A 17,936-nucleotide genomic window follows, 5' to 3' on the forward strand; every position below is an offset into this window, starting at 1 on the left:
CTGACTTTCAAGGGGTTAATCCAGAGCCAACTGGTCGTGACGACGGCGGCCGGCAGCGACGATCCTTTCCGTGCCGGGGAGCTACTGGTTAACGACGACGGCGGCGGGTGCGGTTCACATGGAACCGCACCCGCCGCCGCGTGCACGTTGGCTGGGCCCACACCGCTAGGGCTCCCTGGCCGAGCGGAGCGAGGTTAGGGTGGCGGTGGGTGGGCCCACGCTACCGAGGGGCCCCAAACGAGCGTGCGAGTTTGGGGAGGTAGCGGGGACTAGTGGGAGACCGGAACGTAGCGCTTGATCGAAGCTTCCAGCTCGGCTTCGGCAGCTGCGCGGTCGGCCCAGCCCTCGGCCTTGACCCATTTGCCCGGTTCAAGATCCTTGTAACGGGTGAAGAAGTGCTCGATTTCCTTGATCAGGAATTCGCTGACGTCGGAGATTTCCTGGATGTGGTCGAAGCGCGGGTCGGCCGGAACGCACAGGACCTTGGCGTCTCCGCCGCCGTCGTCGGTCATGTTGAAAACGCCGATGGGGCGGGACTCAACGATGACGCCGGGGTACAGGTCGAAGTCCTGCAGGAGAACCAGTGCGTCCAACGGGTCGCCGTCCTCGCCCAGGGTGTTCTCGAAGAACCCGTAGTGGGTGGGGTACTGCATGGACGTGAACAGGACGCGGTCCAGGCGGACGCGTCCGGTCTCATGGTCAACTTCGTACTTGACGCGCGACCCCTTGGGGATCTCGATCGTGACGTCGTGCTTCATGGAATGCTCCTTGACGGTATTGGCATGGGCGCGGCAACAGAGCAGCCGACGCCGCCGACTACTATTGAGGATATAGCGAGAGGCCCAAGTTTCTTGAAACGGTGGGGACATTCAAGACTTTGAGGACTAAAGCTGCATGAAGGGCGTTGACGAGGCGGGGGCTGTAAAGCAGGCTTCGGACCAGCAGGAGACCCCCATTTCCAGACCCAGGAAGCCCGCGAAGCCTGCGTCGAAAGGCTTTGTCCGTTTTCTTCCACTGATCTTCCTGACTTTGGTCATCGGCGCCTTGGCGGTGCCGATGGGGCTGGGCGTGGCGCCCGGATTCTTCGGCCCAACGTTCCTGGGGGCCGCCAGCAAGCCCACGCCCAAGGTGCCTGCTTGGCAACAGATTCCCAACGAACTCAGCCGCACCCAGGTAGTTGCGCCCTTGGACCCTTCAGCCCCGGTCCCGTTGCCAGCTGATGTCACCCGCCAGCTCAACGCCACACTGACGCCCGACGGCGGGGAGACTTCACCGGCGTCGTTGAGGATGCGTTGACCGGACTTCCGCTTTACGATCGCGACGGCGCCAAGAACCGGGTGCCGGCGTCCAACATGAAGCTGCTCACCGCCGTCGCGGCGCTGCGGGCGATCGGCCCGGAGACACGCTTCAGCACGAGGGTCCTTGCAGGGCCCTCGGCGTCGACCATCGTGCTGGGCGCCGGAGGCGATGTCCTCCTCGGCGCGGGCCAGTCGCAGCCAGGCGAAGTGATGGGCCATGCCGGACTCGAAACGCTCGCGGCGGACACCGCCAAAGCGCTCAAGGACCGCGGCGTGACGGGTCCCGTCACCGTACAGTTGGACGACACGATCTTCACTGGACCAGCCTTGAACGCGGCGTGGAGCCTTGACGACGTCGCAGCCGGCGAAACGGCACCGGTCTTCCCGCTCGCGCTGAACTCGGCGCGGAACAGCCCGGGTGCCACTACTGGTCCGCGCCCGCAAGACGCAGCGCTCACGGCCGCGGAGGCTTTCGCCGGGAAGCTCCAAGCCGCGAGTGCCGCTGCTGGATTCACGGTGTCTCCCGGTGTGGAACGCGCCAAGGCTCCTGCGGGAAAGCAGGACGTCCTCGCGAGTGTGGAGTCCGCCACCGCCCGCGAGCAGATTGACCTGATGCTGGAAACCTCGGACAACTACCTCGCCGAAACATTCGGCCGGATGGCTGCGCTGTCCGCGGGAAAACCAGGATCCAACGACGGCGCCACCGCGGCCGTGAGCACCCAGTTGGCGGAGCTGGGGATCGCCACGGACTCCATGCACTTGGCAGACGTCTCCGGCCTTGCGTTGGGCAACCAGGTATCCGCCCGGCAATTCGCGGACGTGGTCCGGGCCATTACCTCCGGACCGGACACCCGCCTCCGTGCCGCGCTCGCCGGATTCCCGGTGGCCGGACTGACCGGTACCCTCGGAGACCGCTACGGCGACGCCAGCACTTCCCAAGGGGCAGGGTTGGTGCGGGCCAAGACCGGAACCTTGAATTCGGTCATTGCCTTGAGCGGCTATGTGGTGGACGCAGACGGCCGTCTGCTGGTCTTTTCCTTTATCGGCAACGGGCTGACGCCGGGAGCGGCCGGGAACAAAGTGGCGCTGGACAGATCCGCCACCGCGCTCGCCGCGTGCGGTTGCACTGGTGGTTGACGTTCGCCGCTGAGCGAACTTAAGGGCGCAGATTCAGCCTGCTGTGTTCTGATGGATCGTATGGAGTCTCAGCAGCAAGCCCAGTCCCTCATCAACTGGGAGCTGGCCGCCTCCACGGCTGCCCGGCTCGCTCCCCCGGTCCGGCCATGAGTCCGGGCGAAATCGGCAAAGCCGTGGATAGCCTGCGTTTCAGTGCGGACATCTCGGTACCGCATGTGCATGACATCACCGGTTTGGAAGCCGCACGCGATCTCCGCGATTCCCACGTCCTGGTAGTGGACCGGGCCTCGTGGGCGAAGGCGAACACCCAGAGCTTTGCGGTGATGCTCCAGCCGGCCCTTCAACAGATGCTGGATTCCCGCCGCGGTCCGGCGATGACACCGGCGGCCGCGGCCGCGAGCGGCGCCATCACGGGCAGCCAGCTCGGAGTTGTGCTTGCCTTCTTGTCGAGCAAGGTCCTGGGCCAATATGATCCGTTCGCGGCACTCGCCCCGGAGTCGAAAGCGCCTCCCGCCGGCCGACTCCTGCTGGTGGCCCCGAACATCGTCTCCGTGGAGCGCGAGCTCAACGTGGACCCGGACGATTTCAGGCTTTGGGTCTGCCTTCACGAGCAGACCCACCGCGTGCAGTTTGCCGCCGCGCCTTGGCTCCGGACCCACATGCTTGAGGAGATCGAGCGGCTCAGCACCAACCTGCTCGGCAATGTGGACTCCATCATGGACCGTGCCACGGCCGCCGCGCGGTCCCTGCGCGACCGCTCCACTGGGGCCACGCCCGGCCGCGGGGCCATCTTGGATCTGCTGCAGAACCCCGAGGAAAAGGCCTCCCTCTCGCATCTCACGGCTGTCATGAGCTTGCTGGAAGGGCACGCCAACGTGGTGATGGACGCCGTCGATTCCACCCTGGTCCCTTCAGTGAAAACCATCAGGCAGCGCTTCAACGCACGGGGCAAGGACCGCGGCGTGATTGAGAAATTCATCCGCAACATCCTCGGCCTGGATGCCAAGATGCGCCAGTACAGCGACGGAGCCAAGTTTGTCCGCGAAGTGGTTGCGGCGGCTGGCATGGAGGGCCTGAACCGGGTATGGGAATCGGCCGAACAACTTCCCACGGAAGCCGAAATCCACGATGCCAAGCTGTGGCTTGAGCGGATGGGTCTGTGACCGCGGGCACCGAATCGAGCCCCGCGGGGCCAGGCAGCAGCCCACAAAGCAGCGGACGACGACGTCCCGGGCGATTGGCGCCGGTCGTCGGCAAAGCACGGAATATGCTGCAGGACGCACTGGCCTCCGCAGGCTATCCAGAGCGAATCCTGGTGGCTTGCAGCGGCGGCCCTGACTCCCTGGCCCTCGCTTCCGTGGCCGCCTACTTCGCTCGTCGCAGCCACGTGCATGGCCACCCCGTGAGCGTGGCCGCGGTCGTGGTTGACCACCAGCTGCAGGAAGGCTCGGGTGAGGTCGCGGCACGCACCGTAGCGATCCTGCAGGAGCTGGGACTTTCGCCTGTCCAACTGCGGACCGTGGACGTAGCGGCCACCGGTTTTGGACCCGAGGCCGCTGCGCGCGACGCCCGGCACGCGGCCCTTGAAGCGGCCGCCGCGGAGCTTGATTGCCAGGCAATCCTGCTCGGGCACACCTTGGATGACCAGGCCGAACAGGTCCTGCTGGGCCTGGCCCGCGGCTCGGGAACCCGCTCCCTCGCCGGAATGCGGCCGGTTCGCGGCAAGCTCCTCCGTCCGTTCCTTGGCCTGCGCCGGGCGGAAACACTCGAAATCTGCGAAGTCGAGGAACTCGAGGCCTGGCACGACCCCAGCAACGCGGACCCCGCGTTCGCCCGCTCGCGGACCCGGGTCGAGGTAATGCCGTTGCTTGAGGACAAGCTCGGACCCGGGGTTGCCGAATCGCTGGCCCGCACCGCCGCGATCCTCCAACAGGACGCCGATTTCCTGGAGCAGCTTGCCACGGAGAGCTACGCGGGCCTCGTGAACCGGACCGACGACGGCATTTGGCTCCCCGAAGGCGCCCTGAGGGAATTGGCCCCCGCGCTGAGGTTCCGGGTGATCGCCAAAGCAGCCGCCGACGTCGGGGGCCAGCAGCCCGGCTACGGGCGGCTCCAGGCGGCTGAAGCGTTGCTGCGCCGGCAGGGATCGGCCGGTCCCGTACAGCTTCCCGGAAGCGTCAGCGTCTATCGGGTGTCATTGAGCGAATTGGAGCGGGGGGCCTCCGCACAGGGAGATGCCGTTCCCCGCGAAGGCGGCGGCTGTGGGAAGCTAGTATTCCGGCAACACAAATCGCCCCAACACTAGCCGCACCCACGCATCAACACAGGAGCCATTGGTGGATTCAAACGACGTCCAGGCAGACCTCAAGCACGTTCTCTACACCAAGGAGCAGATCCAGCGACGAATCGGTGAACTGGCTGCACAGATCGACAAGGACTACGAGGGCCGTGAACTGCTGATCGTGGGCGTGCTCAAGGGCGCCGTCATGGTCATGGCCGACCTCGCGCGCGCCCTTCACAGCCACGTCAGCATGGACTGGATGGCCGTGTCTTCCTACGGCTCCGGTACCCAGTCCTCCGGCGTCGTGCGCATCCTCAAGGACCTTGATACCGACCTCATGGGCAAGGATGTCCTGATTGTCGAAGACATCATCGATTCCGGGCTGACGCTTTCGTGGCTCAAGACCAACCTCGAATCGCGCGGCACCGCTTCGGTGGAAATCTGCACGGCTTTCCGCAAACCCACAGCCGCCAAGGTGGAGATTGACGTCAAGTACGTCGGCTATGACATTCCCAACGAATTCGTGGTCGGCTACGGACTGGATTACGCCGAGAAGTACCGCAATTTGGACTTTGTGGGAACCCTCGCCCCGCACGTTTACGAATAGCCTTTCTTACCGCGGTATTGCCGCGAAATGAAAGCTGGGAGAAGTCGGTCGCCCGTTTTGGGAGGCCGACTTCTCTTTAACCAATTCGGGGAGGACTATCGAGAACGGGCTATGTGCGTGTTAGCGTACAGCTCAAAAGTCGTTTGACTTGACCTGTGGGGGGCATTTTGAGTATGGATTCGGTTTCAACGTCAAAGCGCGGAAAGGTCCGGGCACTCTTGGCCGGCGGATTGGTTCTGGGGGTCGGCGCGGCAGTGGTGTTGGCCGCGTGGAACGATTCCGAATTCGCCACCGGGACATTCACTGCGGGCAAGTTCAACCTGCAGGGGAGCACCGATGGCACGGCCTACTCGGACCATGCTGCCTCCCCGGGAGCCACCCTGCCGTTCACCCTTAATCCGGACAATCTTGCGCCCGGTGACACGGTCTACGCACCCTTCGCGGTGCGGCTGGCAGCCAATACCACCACGGGTTCCACGGTCACGGTGAACACAGCTACCGCCACCGGATCAGTAGCGAACCTGAGCTACCAGCTCATTGAAACTTCGTCCTTCGGGTGCTCCAGCGGCACCACGGGAACAGATCTTGTGCCCGCCGGGACGGCACTCACCGGAACGCTGAGCGGCGTCACCTTCGCGCTCGACGCGGGCACCCCGACAAGCGATCCCGGGGACGCGGTGTTCCTTTGCTTCAAGGTGACTGCAGCGGCCGGCCTGGTCCAAGGGCAGAACGGCACGGCCACCTGGCAGTTCGCCGCGGCATCCACCTCCTGAGCAGCCGCCATGACCGGACGCAGGACGGTTCACCGGCCGGGGAGGGGGCGCCAGCGATTCCTCCGTGCGCGCGCTATTTTGGCCGGAGGCCTGGTTCTCGGTGTTGGAAGCACGCTGACCCTCGCCGCGTGGAATGATTCCGAGTTCGCGGCGGGAACGTTCACGGCCAGTTCGTTCCAGATTGAATCCTCGATCAATTCGGGAGGTGCTTGGCTGGCACACCCTGCCGTCGGCTCGGCCGCGATCATGGCATTCAATCCAGCGGGAATGTCACCTACATCCGTCAATTACGCTCCCATCTGGGTTCGCACCACGGCTGGATCGCTTTCCGGGACCTTGGCACTTCAAGGTGCCACAACCACAGGCAATGCTTCCCTGGCAGCAGCCCTGGATTACAGGGTGGTGCGCTATACCTCGGGAACATGCGATTCCAGCCAATTCACTGCCGGGGCAAGCTACATCGTCGGGTCATCGGCTTCGAAAGTGCCGCTAACCACCTCCGGAGTAGCCACCTCTGTGGCCGCGAACTCGGCAAGCCCCACGCAGCTATGCTTCGAAGTCACCATGAAAGCTTCGGCGGACAACGCCCTGCAAGGCACCAACGTTAATGTCACGTGGGAAATCAAGGGGACGTCCGACTCATGACTGTCGCGGTAGCACCGGCAAGCCCGCAGCGGAAACGGAGCAACCGCAGGCGCCCAGCCGACGTCGTACGCGAGACGCTCCTTAACCTCGCAGCGATCGGCGGCGCGGTCTGCATCCTCCTCACGCTGGCCGCCGTTCTTTTCCACATCACGCTCATCATGTTCAAGACCGGCTCGATGTCGCCCGCCATCCCTGCAGGGTCCCTCGCGGTGGTGCGGGAAGTCCCGGTGTCGGAGGTCCGGGTTGGAGACGTCGTCACGGTGGACCGCCCAGGGCAGCTGCCCGTCACCCACCGGATCACTTCTTCGCGCATGGTCGACGGAGGCATGGCTGTCATCACGCTCAAAGGCGACGCCAACCCCGTGGGGGACCCTGCACCGTACACGGTCTCCAAAGTCCGCACGCTCCTCTACTCGGTGCCCGGTATTGCCTACGTTGTTGCCGGGGCGTCGAATCCCTGGGTGCTGGGCGGCACCACGCTGGGCGTCGCCGCCCTGGTGACCTGGGCGCTTTGGCCCAGACCGGAAAGAGCCAGACCGGAAAGAGCCAGACCGGAAAGAGCCAGACCGGAAGGAGCCAGACCGGAGCGAGCTCGGTCGGGGAGAGCCCGGCGGGCGAGAGTTCGGCGTGCCCGACCCAAGGCGGGTCAATGATTGGATGCGTGAGTCGCCGGCGCTCCGCAGCAACGGCCGGCGTGATGTTGCTGGGCCTGCTCATCGCAGCACCGGCGTCCGCCGCGGGAGACGGGCCGGACCTGATCCTGACGCACGGTGGGAGTAATCCGCCAGCTGTCCTTGCGCCCGGGTCCACGAGCACGTGGAGCATCGGGGTGACCAGCAGGGCGGTGACGCTGCACGACCTGCGGCTGCGGCTACGGGCTGAGGAACCTCTTGGGCAACTTTCCGCATCGGACTCCTTGGCGCGACATGTCACTGTGGACGTACGCAGTTGCCCCGGGGCTTGGGTGGCGGGGGCCTGCCCCTCTGGCGAAAACACCGTCATTTCGGCGACGACACTTGCCTCCCTCAGCGACACGGGCATGGTCAGCCTCGCAAATCCCGACGGCGGGATCCCGGCCGGCGTCGAACTGATGCTCAGCGTCACTTTGTCGCCGGCGGCCGGCAACGGCGTTCAAGGGCTTTCAACCAGGATCGCCGCCCGGGTTGACGCTCTCGGAGAGCCTGTGTCGGCGAGGGACTTTCCCGCTATGGGTCTCGCTGACACGGGGTTCCGCTTGGGCATTTTCGCGGTGATGGGCCTTGGTGCTGTCCTGGCGGGGGTTTTCGCGTCGAGGTTCGCCGGAGTCCGGGCTGCTGCCCGTGCCCGCACCGTTGCAACCGGCAGTGCCGCTGCGCCTGCCCGTGGGCAAGGTGTGGACCGATGACGGGACCGGCGACGTCGCACGAAAGGCGGAAGGGTTTTGCGCATTTTCCCAGGCTGAGATCAGCCATCGCGGCGGCCGGGGTCGCGGTCGCCCTGCTGGCAGTTCCGGCCGGAACCTCGGCAACGGACGCAAGCTGGACGAGTTCAGAATTCGGCACCGGCGCGCTGACGGCGGCCACTATTCCACCGCCCGTGATGATCAGCCCGTGTACCCTCAGCACGGGGTTGGCCGGAGCCAACCCGGTGATTACCGTCAACTGGCAATTCCCGGCGGGAACCGGGTATGGGGTACCCGCCAACGTCAACTACTTCGTAGCCAGCGGGGGATTGCTTTCAAACCTGACGCCCGTGGCCCCGGGGAGCAGCCTGGCCACCACCGGCCCCGTCAATGGGGTGTACACGACGCAGTTCAAGTCAGGCATCCTGAGCGGACTGCTCGGCGGAACATACGGTGTCTATCTGCAGGCCAAGGACGGCTCGGGATGGGTCTCCACGCTGGCCACGGCAAATGCTTCCATGGGACTGGGGGGAAGCAACCCGGTGTGCACGGTGAACTAGGAGCCTGCCCAATTGCACGTCCGTGTACGCCTAGAGGGAACTTTTGGCCCTTACTATGCGTGAATCACTCCGAACGGTGTAAAGCTAGAAACTGACGCAGCACCACACGCGCGCAGAAGCTGCGCCGTGCAGCACTACCAGGAGGGACGGGGCGGAGCCCCCGAACAGATGAAAGCTAAGAGTTTCTTCAAGGGCCCGGGCATCTGGATTGTTGTCGTAGTCGGCTTGCTCCTGGTGGCATTTGCAACCCTTGCCCCCGGCGGATCAACCCGGATCGACACCGACAAAGGCCTTGCTCTTCTGGCCCAAAGCGGGAAAGTGGAGCAAGCCAAGATCTACGACGCGGAGAACCGCGTTGATCTGACGTTGAAGGACAACCTGGTCATTGACGGCCAGGACAAGGGCAAGAATGTCCAGTTCTTCTATGTCACCCCGCGCGGCGCAGATGTCGTCAAGGCCGTCACCAATGCCGCCCCATCCAAGGGCTTCACGGACCAGCCCGTCGAGAACAACTGGTTCTCCGGGCTGTTCTCGCTCCTGGTCCCCGTGCTTCTTCTGGGTGTGCTCTTCTGGTTCCTGCTCTCGCGAATGCAGGGCGGCGGCTCCAAGGTGATGCAGTTCGGCAAGTCCAAGGCCAAGCTCGTCAACAAGGACATGCCACAGGTGACCTTCTCGGATGTCGCTGGTGCGGACGAAGCCGTTGAAGAGCTCCAGGAAATCAAGGAATTCCTCGCGGAACCGGCAAAGTTCCAGGCGGTCGGCGCAAAGATCCCCAAGGGCGTACTGCTGTACGGCCCTCCAGGCACGGGCAAGACCCTTCTGGCCCGCGCGGTCGCGGGTGAGGCCGGCGTCCCGTTCTTCTCCATCTCAGGCTCGGACTTCGTTGAAATGTTCGTCGGTGTCGGTGCGTCCCGCGTCCGCGACCTCTTCGAGCAAGCCAAGGCCAATGCGCCGGCCATCATTTTCGTTGACGAGATCGACGCCGTTGGCCGTCACCGTGGTGCCGGTATAGGCGGCGGCAACGACGAGCGCGAGCAGACCCTCAACCAGCTCCTGGTCGAAATGGACGGCTTCGACGTCAAGACCAACGTCATCCTGATTGCGGCAACCAACCGACCGGACGTCCTGGATCCTGCGCTGCTCCGTCCTGGCCGCTTCGACCGCCAGATCACTGTTGAAGCGCCAGACCTGATTGGTCGCGAACAGATCCTGAATGTCCATGCCAAGGGCAAGCCGATGGCGCACGGCGTCGACCTCAAGGGCGTCGCCAAGAAGACCCCTGGCTACACGGGTGCAGACCTCGCCAACGTTCTGAACGAGGCGGCCCTTTTGACGGCCCGGTCCAATGCCAACCTGATTGACGACCGTGCACTGGACGAGGCAATCGACCGTGTCATGGCCGGCCCGCAGAAGCGCAGCCGTGTCATGAAGGAAATGGAGCGGAAGATCACCGCCTACCACGAAGGCGGCCACGCCCTGGTAGCGGCAGCACTCCGCAATTCCGCCCCGGTCACCAAGATCACCATCCTGCCCCGGGGCCGCGCCCTCGGCTACACCATGGTGGTCCCCGAGGACGACAAGTACTCGATCACCCGCAACGAACTCCTGGACCAGATGGCCTACGCCATGGGTGGCCGCGTCGCCGAGGAAATCGTCTTCCACGACCCCTCCACCGGTGCCTCCAACGATATCGAAAAGGCCACCGGAACGGCCCGCAAGATGGTCACCCAGTTCGGCATGAGCGAGCGCATCGGCGCCGTGAAGCTTGGTGTGGGTGGCGGCGAGCCGTTCCTGGGCCGCGACATGGCACAGGAACGGAACTACTCGGACTCTGTCGCGTACATCGTTGACGAGGAAGTGCGCCGCCTGATCGATCAGGCCCACGACGAGGCCTACGCCATCCTGACCGAGAACCGCGACGTCCTGGACCAGCTGGCCCTCGAACTGCTTGAGCGCGAAACGCTGAACCAGTCCGAGATCGCCTACATCTTCCGCGACATCCGCAAGCGGGACTTCCGTGAAGTATGGCTTTCCAAGGAATCCCGTCCGGTCCAGACCATCCCGCCGGTGGAATCCCGTGCGGAGAGGGCCGAACGCGAGGCACAGGAAGAGGCCAAGGCAGCACGCCTGGATGAACCGTTGGACGCCCAGTCGCCGCACCCGCAAGGAGTCAGCAGCCAAGAGTCGTTCACCGGTAACGGACCCGACGCGGGCACCGACGTTTCGCAACACGGCTAAGCTTTCTGCTGTGACTCACATCGACGACGACGACTTCAGCAGTGCCACCAGTGATGCTTTCGGCGGTTCGCCTGAGGGGAAATCCTCAGGTGGCCACGGCCACGGACATCACTCGCACAAGGTCGACCGCCCCCGCATTGAGGCGGCCGTCCGCGAGATCCTCATTGCCGTGGGCGAGGATCCGGATCGCGGTGGCCTGGTGGATACGCCGAAGCGTGTTGCCAAGGCTTACGCCGAGGTCTTCGCGGGCCTGCACCAGGATCCCGAGGACGTCCTGTCCACCAAGTTCGACCTCGACCACGAGGAACTCGTGCTGGTCAAGGACATCCCGTTCTACTCCACGTGCGAGCACCATTTGGTACCGTTCCACGGCGTTGCGCATGTGGGGTACATCCCTTCCCATGACGGCAAGGTGACGGGCCTGAGCAAGCTGGCCCGTCTCGTGGATATTTTCGCCCGTCGTCCCCAGGTGCAGGAACGCCTGACCACCCAGATCGTCGAAGCGCTCGTGACCCACCTCAAGCCCCGGGGAGCGATCGTCGTCGTCGAATGCGAACACATGTGCATGTCCATGCGTGGCATCCGCAAGCCCGGCGCAAAGACCGTCACCAGCGCAGTGCGTGGGCAACTTCATGACCCGGCCACCCGTGCCGAAGCCATGAGCCTCATACTCGGAAGGTAACAAAGACCATGGATTCCCTCGCAGCAGCACCAGGAACGGGCCCGGCCACCAGCCCCCTGCCCATTCTCCGTAAACCCCGTCCAGCCGCCCGTTTCGCGGATCTGCCGGCCGACCGCACGCTTGTCATGGGAATTCTCAACGTCACGCCGGATTCTTTCAGCGACGGCGGCAAGCACCCCACCGCGGACACCGCGATAGCGCACGGCCTGCGCATGTTGTACACGGGTGCGGACATCATCGACGTCGGCGGCGAATCAACCCGCCCGGGCGCCGAGCCTGTCTCCCCGGAAGAAGAGCAGCGCCGGGTCTTGCCGGTGATCCAGGCCCTCGTGAAGGCCGGGGCACTCGTCAGCATCGATACGACGCACGCTTCGACGGCCGCCGCGGCCGTGGAGGCGGGCGCCGCGATCATCAACGACGTGTCCGGGTTGAGCATCGAACCTGAGATGGCCGAACTCGTCGCACGTTCCAAGGTGCCCTACGTCCTGACGCATCGTCGGGGCGACGCCGAGACCATGAACAGCCTTGCCGACTACGGCAACGTCGTGGAGGAAGTCATCGAGGAACTCAAGGGCGTCCGCGACAAGCTGTACGCGGCAGGTGTGTCACCGGAACAGATCATTGTCGATCCGGGCCTCGGCTTCTCCAAGGACGAAGACCAGAACTGGCAACTCCTCAAGCACATCGGCAAGCTGGATGAACTCGGCCACAAGGTCCTGATCGGAGCTTCCCGCAAGCGCTTCCTCGGAACGCTCCTGACCGTTGCCGGCAAGGCTGCGGCGCCGGAGGAGCGGGATCATGCCACCGCTGCCATCACGGCAATCAGCGCCGCGAACGGCGCCTGGGCCGTGCGAGTCCACGACGTCGGCCCCAGCCTTGACGCTGTCAAGGTTGCCGCGCGCGTCAGACACTAAGCTTCGTGAGCAAAGGGGGAGGAACCGGTTTGGACAAGATCACACTGACCGGCGTGACCGCCGTCGGGCATCACGGCGTCTTCGACTTCGAGCGCCGGGACGGACAACCGTTCGTCGTTGACGCGGTGCTGCACACCGATTTCAGCAAGGCCGCGGAAACCGATGACCTGCAGTACACGGCGCACTACGGTGAAGTGGCGGAGTACATTACGTCCATTATCACGGGCGAGCCACTCAACCTGATCGAGGCCCTCGCGGCGCGGATCGCCGAGGGGATTCTGGCCGGCTTCAACGTCGTCGCCGTCGATGTAACCGTCCACAAGCCCAAGGCCCCCATCGAAGTGCCCTTTGGCGACGTCACTGTCAGTGTTCACAGGGAGCGTGTATGACCTCCCGTTTCACGAAAGCCATCCTGGCCCTGGGCAGCAACCTTGGCGAGCGGAACGACACCCTCTCCACCGCCGTTGCAGACCTTGTGGACCGCCCGGAAATCCGCCTGCTTGGCGTATCTCCCGTGGTGCAGACCAAAGCCGTGGGCGGGCCCGTAGGACAACCGGACTTTCTCAACATGGTGATCGCCATTGAGACCACCCTTGCGCCGCTGGACCTGCTGCAGCACTGCCACGACGTCGAGCAAAAGCACCACAGGGTCCGCGAAGTTCGCTGGGGTCCGCGCACCCTGGACGTGGACATCATCGTTTACGGGGAGCTCGCAAGTGATGACGAAACCCTGACCCTGCCCCATCCGCGGGCTGCGGAACGCGCCTTCGTGCTCTATCCGTGGGCCCTCCTGGACCCTGCCGCGCGGCTCAACGGAGAAAGTGTCGCCGAACTGGCCGCCAAGGCCGAGGACTTTCCGGGGCTTCGGCCTTTCGATGGTTTCGACGGGTCTGGCAGCGTTGCTGCCGCCGGAGCGGTGGAATAGCCCATGAAGGCCATGCGTCCACTCTTGTTGGCGATCATCGCCGTCGTTCTTGCCGCGGTTGGCTGGCTGACCACTGTGCTCACCACGCGCTACAGTATGGCGACGCCGGTGCTTCCTCCGTCCGCATTGGTGACGATGGGCGTCATCGCCGTGCTCACGTTGATCATGGGCATCCGCGTCCTGCGCTGGCGAAACGGCAAGAAGAAGACCATGCTCAACCCCATCCTGGCCGCGCGAACCCTGATCCTGGCCCAAGCTTGCGCCTATGCGGGCACAGTGTTGCTGGGCTGGCACGCCGGAATCGTGATTGAACAGCTCCGGATCTGGAACCTGCGAAGCGACCAGGGAATTTTCTGGCTCGCACTCATCATGGGTGGCGGCGGGCTCATCATGACCATCGTGGGGCTTGTGGTGGAGCGGTTCTGCCGGATTCCTCCGGAAGATCTCGAAGGCGACCCCGGCATCCAGGATCGCCGCCACGGCGAAGCCAAAGGCGAAGGCGAGTATGCGTACCGCGGCGATTGACCCTCCTGGTATCCAATGGCTGCGCGTGTCGCCCAAATACGTGACAGTGCGGCTCGCCGAGTGGGCTCTCGGCAACGTGCTCATGGTTGCGGTTTTCAGCCTGCCCTTGCTCTTCGTACAACTGGGGTGGTGGAAGTGGCCGCCGCTGTGGCTCGCCGTCGCCGTTCCAGCGGTCCTCCTGTTGCTTGCCCTCTGGAGGCTCGTGTTGATCCCGAGGCAGGTGAGGGCGATCGGCTACGCGGAACGCGACGACGACCTCCTGATCCGCCGCGGCATCTTCTTCCAGCGGACCATGGTGGTTCCCTATGGCCGGATGCAGTACGTCGATGTTGCCGTTGGACCCGTCGAACGGCTTCTCGGGCTGTGCACCCTCAAACTCCACACCGCTTCGGCCGGAACGAATGCCCATTTGCCGGGTCTCCCCGCCGCTGAAGGCGCACGGCTGCGCGAGCAGCTTTCAGCCCGAGGTGAAGCGAGGCTGGCCGGGCTGTGACCCAGGAACAGACCGCCGTCGACGGCGACTGGCACCGCGTGCACCCGGCGTCGCCGTTCGTGCGCGGATGGGTGGCACTCGTCGCGATCGTCTATTTCTTTGGCCGGGACACTTTTGAGCGGGCCCTCCAAGGCCGCGGAAACATCGGCGAGAACTTCAACGAGCGCACGGGCTGGCTATTGGCCGGTGGTGGCGTCGTGCTATTGCTGGCCTTGGGGTCTTTCGTCCTCAGCTGGTACTTCACCCGCTATCAGCTTGCCGAGGGTTTTGTGCGGGTCAACACGGGCTTCCTGTTCAAACAGCAGCGCCAGGCCCGCCTTGACCGGGTCCAGGCCATCGACATTGTCCAGCCTTTGCTTGCCCGTATTTTCGGGCTCGCGGAGCTGAAGTTCGAGGTCGCCGACGCCGGCCACTCGGCGGTGCGGCTCTCTTACCTCAAGCTTGCACAGGCGAAACAGCTCCGCGCCACCATCTTGGGCCGGGCCGCCGGGATTGCCGACGGGCACGAAACGGTCGAGGTTCCCGAGGCGCCCGAACACGTCGTGCTGTACCTCCCGCCGGGAAGGCTTCTCGGTTCGCTGATCCTGAGCGAGCAAAGCTTCTTCATCGTGCTCAGCGCGATCGCATCCGTACTGATCTCTGTGCTGACTGAGTCCCGCGCTTTCATCCTCTATTTGATTCCGGCAATCCTTGGCTTGGGTGCCGCGTACTGGCGCTCTTTCAACAAGGGCTACAACTTCACGGCGGCGATTTCCCCTGACGGCATCCGCTTGCGCTACGGGCTACTTGATACCCAAGCCCAGACCGTGCCACCGGGCCGAATCCAGGCAGTCAAGGTCACACAGCCCCCGTTGTGGCGCATTCTTGGCTGGTATCGGGTTCGTGTGAATGTGGCCGGCTACGGAGAGCACCACCGCAATGAAGGCGAGCACCGCACCATGCTGCTTCCGGTCGGCCGGAAGCCTGAGGTGATGATGATGCTCTCCCTCGTCCTGCCAGATCCAGGCACCGCCGACCCCGAGCGCGTGTTCACGGCTGGCTTGAACGGCTTGGATTCCGACGCCGGTTTTGTTACCACGCCGAGGCGTGCATGGCTTCTTTCACCGCTGGGTTGGCGTCGAAACGGCTTCCTCGCAACGGACACGGCATTGCTGCTGCGCTCGGGGCGCTTGTGGCGGCATTTGGTCCTGGTCCCGCATCAGCGGACCCAGTCCATGGCCCTCCATCAGGGTCCGTTGGCCCGGCTGTTCGGTGTGGCAGACCTCGTGCTGCACACGACCCCCGGTCCTGTGGCGCCCAGGCTCATCCAGGCAGCCACCGAGGAAGCAGTGGGCTTGTTCGACCAGCAGGCGGCACGAGCCCGCGAAGCCCGCAAACTACAAAGCAGCGAGCAATGGCTAGCCCAGCTTCAACCGACGGCGATCCCGGTGCACCCGGCCCCGCCAACCACCCGCGCAGTACCGCAAGCATCAACCCAGGAGGAACCACACCATGGCTAGGCCAGGACGACTCGGCGTTGGAATCATTGGCGCCGGCAAGGTGGGTGCCGTCCTGGGTGCGGCCCTGCGCGCGGCCGAACACGCCGTCGTCGGGGTTTCCGCGGTGTCCGAAGCGAGCCGGGAGCGGGCCGAAACGCTTCTTCCCGGGGTCCCCATCCTCGAGATCCAGGACATCGTGGAGCGCGCCGAGTTGGTGCTCCTTGCCGTCCCGGACGACGCCCTTGGCGAACTCGTGGAAGGACTGGCCAAGCTCGGTGCATGGCAGCCGGGCCAGCTCGTGGCGCACACTTCCGGCCGTTTCGGCGTCGGGATACTGAAGCCGGTCCGGTCCGCGGGTGCCATTCCGCTCGCCCTCCACCCTGCCATGACGTTCACGGGCATGAGCCTGGACCTGACCAGGCTCATGGACTGCACGTTCGGGGTGACTGCCGACGCCGCCATGTTGCCCATCGCGCAGGCGCTCGTAGTGGAGATGGGCGCCGAGCCGGTGGCCATCGCAGAGGCCGACCGGACGCTCTACCATGCAGCCCTCGCGCACAGCTCAAACCACCTCGTAACGCTCGTTGCCCAGGCGTCCCAGCTGCTGCGGGAGATCGGCGTCGACGCGCCGGAACGCGTGCTCGGCCCCTTGCTGCGCGCCACCTTGGAGAACGCACTGGCCTCCGGCGAGTCAGCGCTGACCGGGCCGGTCGCCCGCGGGGATGTGGGAACCGTGGCCGCCCATGCCGAGGCCCTCAAGGAGTACGACGCCGGTGCCGGCGGCGATGTTCTCGCCGCCTACCTGGCCATGGCCCGGGCCACGGCCCGGCGGGCGGCCAACCGTGGCCTGCTCAAGGAGGGCCAGCTTGGCGACATCAACAATGCCTTGGACGGCTCAGGTACGCCGGACAACGGTGAAGACCGCCCAGGCAACGACGCTGCCGGGGCGCAGGAAGGAAACTGAGAATGCCCATCAAACTTGTCACCACCGTGGCGGAGCTGAGGGCCGAAAGTGCCCGGTTGCTCGCGGAAAAGCGCGGCGGCTCGCAGGGTCTCGTCCCCACGATGGGAGCCCTGCACACCGGGCATGCGACGCTGGCCCGCACCGCCGTCGAGCAGAATGACGTCGTCGTCGCCTCCGTCTTCGTGAATCCCCTGCAGTTCGGCGAGGCCGCGGATCTTGAACGTTACCCGCGCACCCTTGATGCGGACATGGCACTCCTCGACGCCGAGGGCGTGGACCTTGTCTTCGCCCCTTCCGTTGACGAGGTCTACCCCGGCGGGGAACCGCTGGTCCGCGTGACCTCGGGGCCGCTGGGCGAGAAATGGGAGGGCGCCTCGCGCCCCGGGCACTTCGACGGCGCCCTCACGGTGGTTGCCAAGCTGCTGCACTATGGCCTGCCCGGCGGTCCAGCCGTCGACGGCGGTGCTGCCGCGTACCGCGCGTACTTCGGGCAGAAGGATGCCCAGCAGTTGGCCCTCGTGAGGCGGATGGTGGCCGATCTCAGTTTTCCCGTAGAGATCGTGGCGGTGCCCACCGTGCGCAATGCCGAAGGTCTCGCGCTTTCCAGCCGGAACCGTTTCCTCTCCGAAGAAGAGCGGGAGGCGGCCTTGGTGCTGTCCCGCGCCCTTCGGCTTCTTGAGTCCCGCGCCTTGGCGAACGAACCGCTGGGGCTGGACTCCGCCGTCGCGCTCGTTGAATCGCAACCGCTGGTGAGCCTGGACTATTTCGACGTCGTGGACCCCCGAACGTTGGAACCGCTCGCGGAAAACTGCAAGGACACTCCGTTCCGGGGTGAAGGGCTCGCGATCATCGCGGCGAAGGTTGGTCCCGTGCGGTTGATCGACAACGTGCCGCTGAGCTCCTGATCGCTCTTAACTTTCGGATGCCCGTACGCAAACGTTTGGATTAAGTTGCTGACGGGAATGCCGTTGAGGCTTAGACTGTTGCAATCTTCACCGGTGCCGAGCGCCGGAAACCATCGCACCCAAAGCTGAG

The 17,936-nt window shown here is 64.7% G+C and carries 18 protein-coding genes and 2 pseudogenes; 19 read left to right on the plus strand and 1 reads right to left on the minus strand.

What is annotated here, in order from left to right; all coding sequences use genetic code 11:
* Positions 1–269 precede the first annotated feature (269 nt).
* Entirely contained in the window at positions 270–758 is a 489-nt protein-coding gene (locus ACX5I4_RS22240; protein WP_059388921.1) for an inorganic diphosphatase, read from the minus strand.
* Positions 759–1,056: 298 nt separating this feature from the next.
* Between ACX5I4_RS22240 and dacB the strand changes: the two are divergent.
* From dacB to panC, 19 genes and pseudogenes are all read left to right on the plus strand, one after another.
* A pseudogene (gene dacB / locus ACX5I4_RS22245) lies at positions 1,057–2,435 on the plus strand (D-alanyl-D-alanine carboxypeptidase/D-alanyl-D-alanine endopeptidase).
* 51 nt (positions 2,436–2,486) lie between these two features.
* Positions 2,487–3,598: pseudogene (locus tag ACX5I4_RS22250) on the plus strand (zinc-dependent metalloprotease).
* 104 nt (positions 3,599–3,702) lie between these two features.
* Entirely contained in the window at positions 3,703–4,740 is a 1,038-nt protein-coding gene (gene tilS, locus ACX5I4_RS22255; RefSeq protein WP_461838593.1) for a tRNA lysidine(34) synthetase TilS, read from the plus strand.
* A 31-nt stretch (positions 4,741–4,771) separates the two neighbouring features.
* On the plus strand, positions 4,772–5,323 hold the full coding sequence (gene hpt, locus ACX5I4_RS22260; RefSeq protein WP_184741199.1) for a hypoxanthine phosphoribosyltransferase: 552 nt from the start codon (positions 4,772–4,774) through the stop codon (positions 5,321–5,323).
* A gap of 173 nt (positions 5,324–5,496) precedes the next feature.
* On the plus strand, positions 5,497–6,096 hold the full coding sequence (locus ACX5I4_RS22265; protein WP_461838594.1) for a SipW-dependent-type signal peptide-containing protein: 600 nt from the start codon (positions 5,497–5,499) through the stop codon (positions 6,094–6,096).
* A 9-nt stretch (positions 6,097–6,105) separates the two neighbouring features.
* Positions 6,106–6,741 (plus strand): SipW-dependent-type signal peptide-containing protein, encoded by a 636-nt coding sequence (locus ACX5I4_RS22270; protein WP_461838595.1) that lies wholly within the window; start codon positions 6,106–6,108, stop codon positions 6,739–6,741.
* Positions 6,738–7,394, plus strand: a complete 657-nt coding sequence (locus tag ACX5I4_RS22275; protein WP_461838596.1) for a signal peptidase I — start codon at positions 6,738–6,740, stop codon at positions 7,392–7,394. Before ACX5I4_RS22270 ends, ACX5I4_RS22275 begins: the two co-directional genes overlap by 4 nt.
* An 8-nt stretch (positions 7,395–7,402) precedes the next feature.
* The gene (locus tag ACX5I4_RS22280) at positions 7,403–8,125 is read left to right on the plus strand and encodes a hypothetical protein (RefSeq protein ID WP_461838597.1); all 723 of its coding nucleotides are present in this window, start codon (positions 7,403–7,405) and stop codon (positions 8,123–8,125) included.
* Entirely contained in the window at positions 8,122–8,682 is a 561-nt protein-coding gene (locus ACX5I4_RS22285; RefSeq protein ID WP_461838598.1) for a hypothetical protein, read from the plus strand. The genes ACX5I4_RS22280 and ACX5I4_RS22285 overlap by 4 nt, the downstream gene beginning before the upstream one ends.
* A gap of 168 nt (positions 8,683–8,850) precedes the next feature.
* A complete protein-coding gene (gene ftsH / locus ACX5I4_RS22290) occupies positions 8,851–10,920 on the plus strand; it encodes an ATP-dependent zinc metalloprotease FtsH (RefSeq protein ID WP_461838599.1) in 2,070 nt (689 codons plus the stop codon).
* A 10-nt stretch (positions 10,921–10,930) separates the two neighbouring features.
* Positions 10,931–11,602, plus strand: a complete 672-nt coding sequence (gene folE, locus ACX5I4_RS22295) for a GTP cyclohydrolase I FolE (RefSeq protein WP_461838600.1) — start codon at positions 10,931–10,933, stop codon at positions 11,600–11,602.
* 8 nt (positions 11,603–11,610) lie between these two features.
* Positions 11,611–12,516: a dihydropteroate synthase gene (folP, locus tag ACX5I4_RS22300; RefSeq protein ID WP_461838601.1), complete on the plus strand. Its 906-nt coding sequence runs from the start codon at positions 11,611–11,613 to the stop codon at positions 12,514–12,516.
* Positions 12,517–12,545: 29 nt separating this feature from the next.
* A complete protein-coding gene (gene folB, locus ACX5I4_RS22305) occupies positions 12,546–12,905 on the plus strand; it encodes a dihydroneopterin aldolase (protein ID WP_461838602.1) in 360 nt (119 codons plus the stop codon).
* On the plus strand, positions 12,902–13,441 hold the full coding sequence (gene folK / locus ACX5I4_RS22310) for a 2-amino-4-hydroxy-6-hydroxymethyldihydropteridine diphosphokinase (RefSeq protein ID WP_461838603.1): 540 nt from the start codon (positions 12,902–12,904) through the stop codon (positions 13,439–13,441). The genes folB and folK overlap by 4 nt, the downstream gene beginning before the upstream one ends.
* A gap of 3 nt (positions 13,442–13,444) precedes the next feature.
* Positions 13,445–13,966: a DUF3180 domain-containing protein gene (locus ACX5I4_RS22315; protein WP_461838604.1), complete on the plus strand. Its 522-nt coding sequence runs from the start codon at positions 13,445–13,447 to the stop codon at positions 13,964–13,966.
* Positions 13,947–14,459: a PH domain-containing protein gene (locus ACX5I4_RS22320; RefSeq protein WP_461838605.1), complete on the plus strand. Its 513-nt coding sequence runs from the start codon at positions 13,947–13,949 to the stop codon at positions 14,457–14,459. Before ACX5I4_RS22315 ends, ACX5I4_RS22320 begins: the two co-directional genes overlap by 20 nt.
* Positions 14,456–15,958 carry a PH domain-containing protein gene (locus ACX5I4_RS22325; RefSeq protein ID WP_461838606.1) on the plus strand — a complete coding sequence of 501 codons (1,503 nt, stop codon included), beginning with the start codon at positions 14,456–14,458 and terminating at the stop codon, positions 15,956–15,958. Before ACX5I4_RS22320 ends, ACX5I4_RS22325 begins: the two co-directional genes overlap by 4 nt.
* Entirely contained in the window at positions 15,951–16,901 is a 951-nt protein-coding gene (locus ACX5I4_RS22330; RefSeq protein ID WP_461838607.1) for a Rossmann-like and DUF2520 domain-containing protein, read from the plus strand. The genes ACX5I4_RS22325 and ACX5I4_RS22330 overlap by 8 nt, the downstream gene beginning before the upstream one ends.
* Before the next feature lie 2 nt (positions 16,902–16,903).
* Positions 16,904–17,806, plus strand: coding sequence for a pantoate--beta-alanine ligase (gene panC / locus ACX5I4_RS22335; protein ID WP_461838608.1), 903 nt, complete (start codon positions 16,904–16,906; stop codon positions 17,804–17,806).
* Positions 17,807–17,936: the final 130 nt, after the last annotated feature.

The organism is Arthrobacter sp. MMS24-S77, from assembly GCF_054888235.1.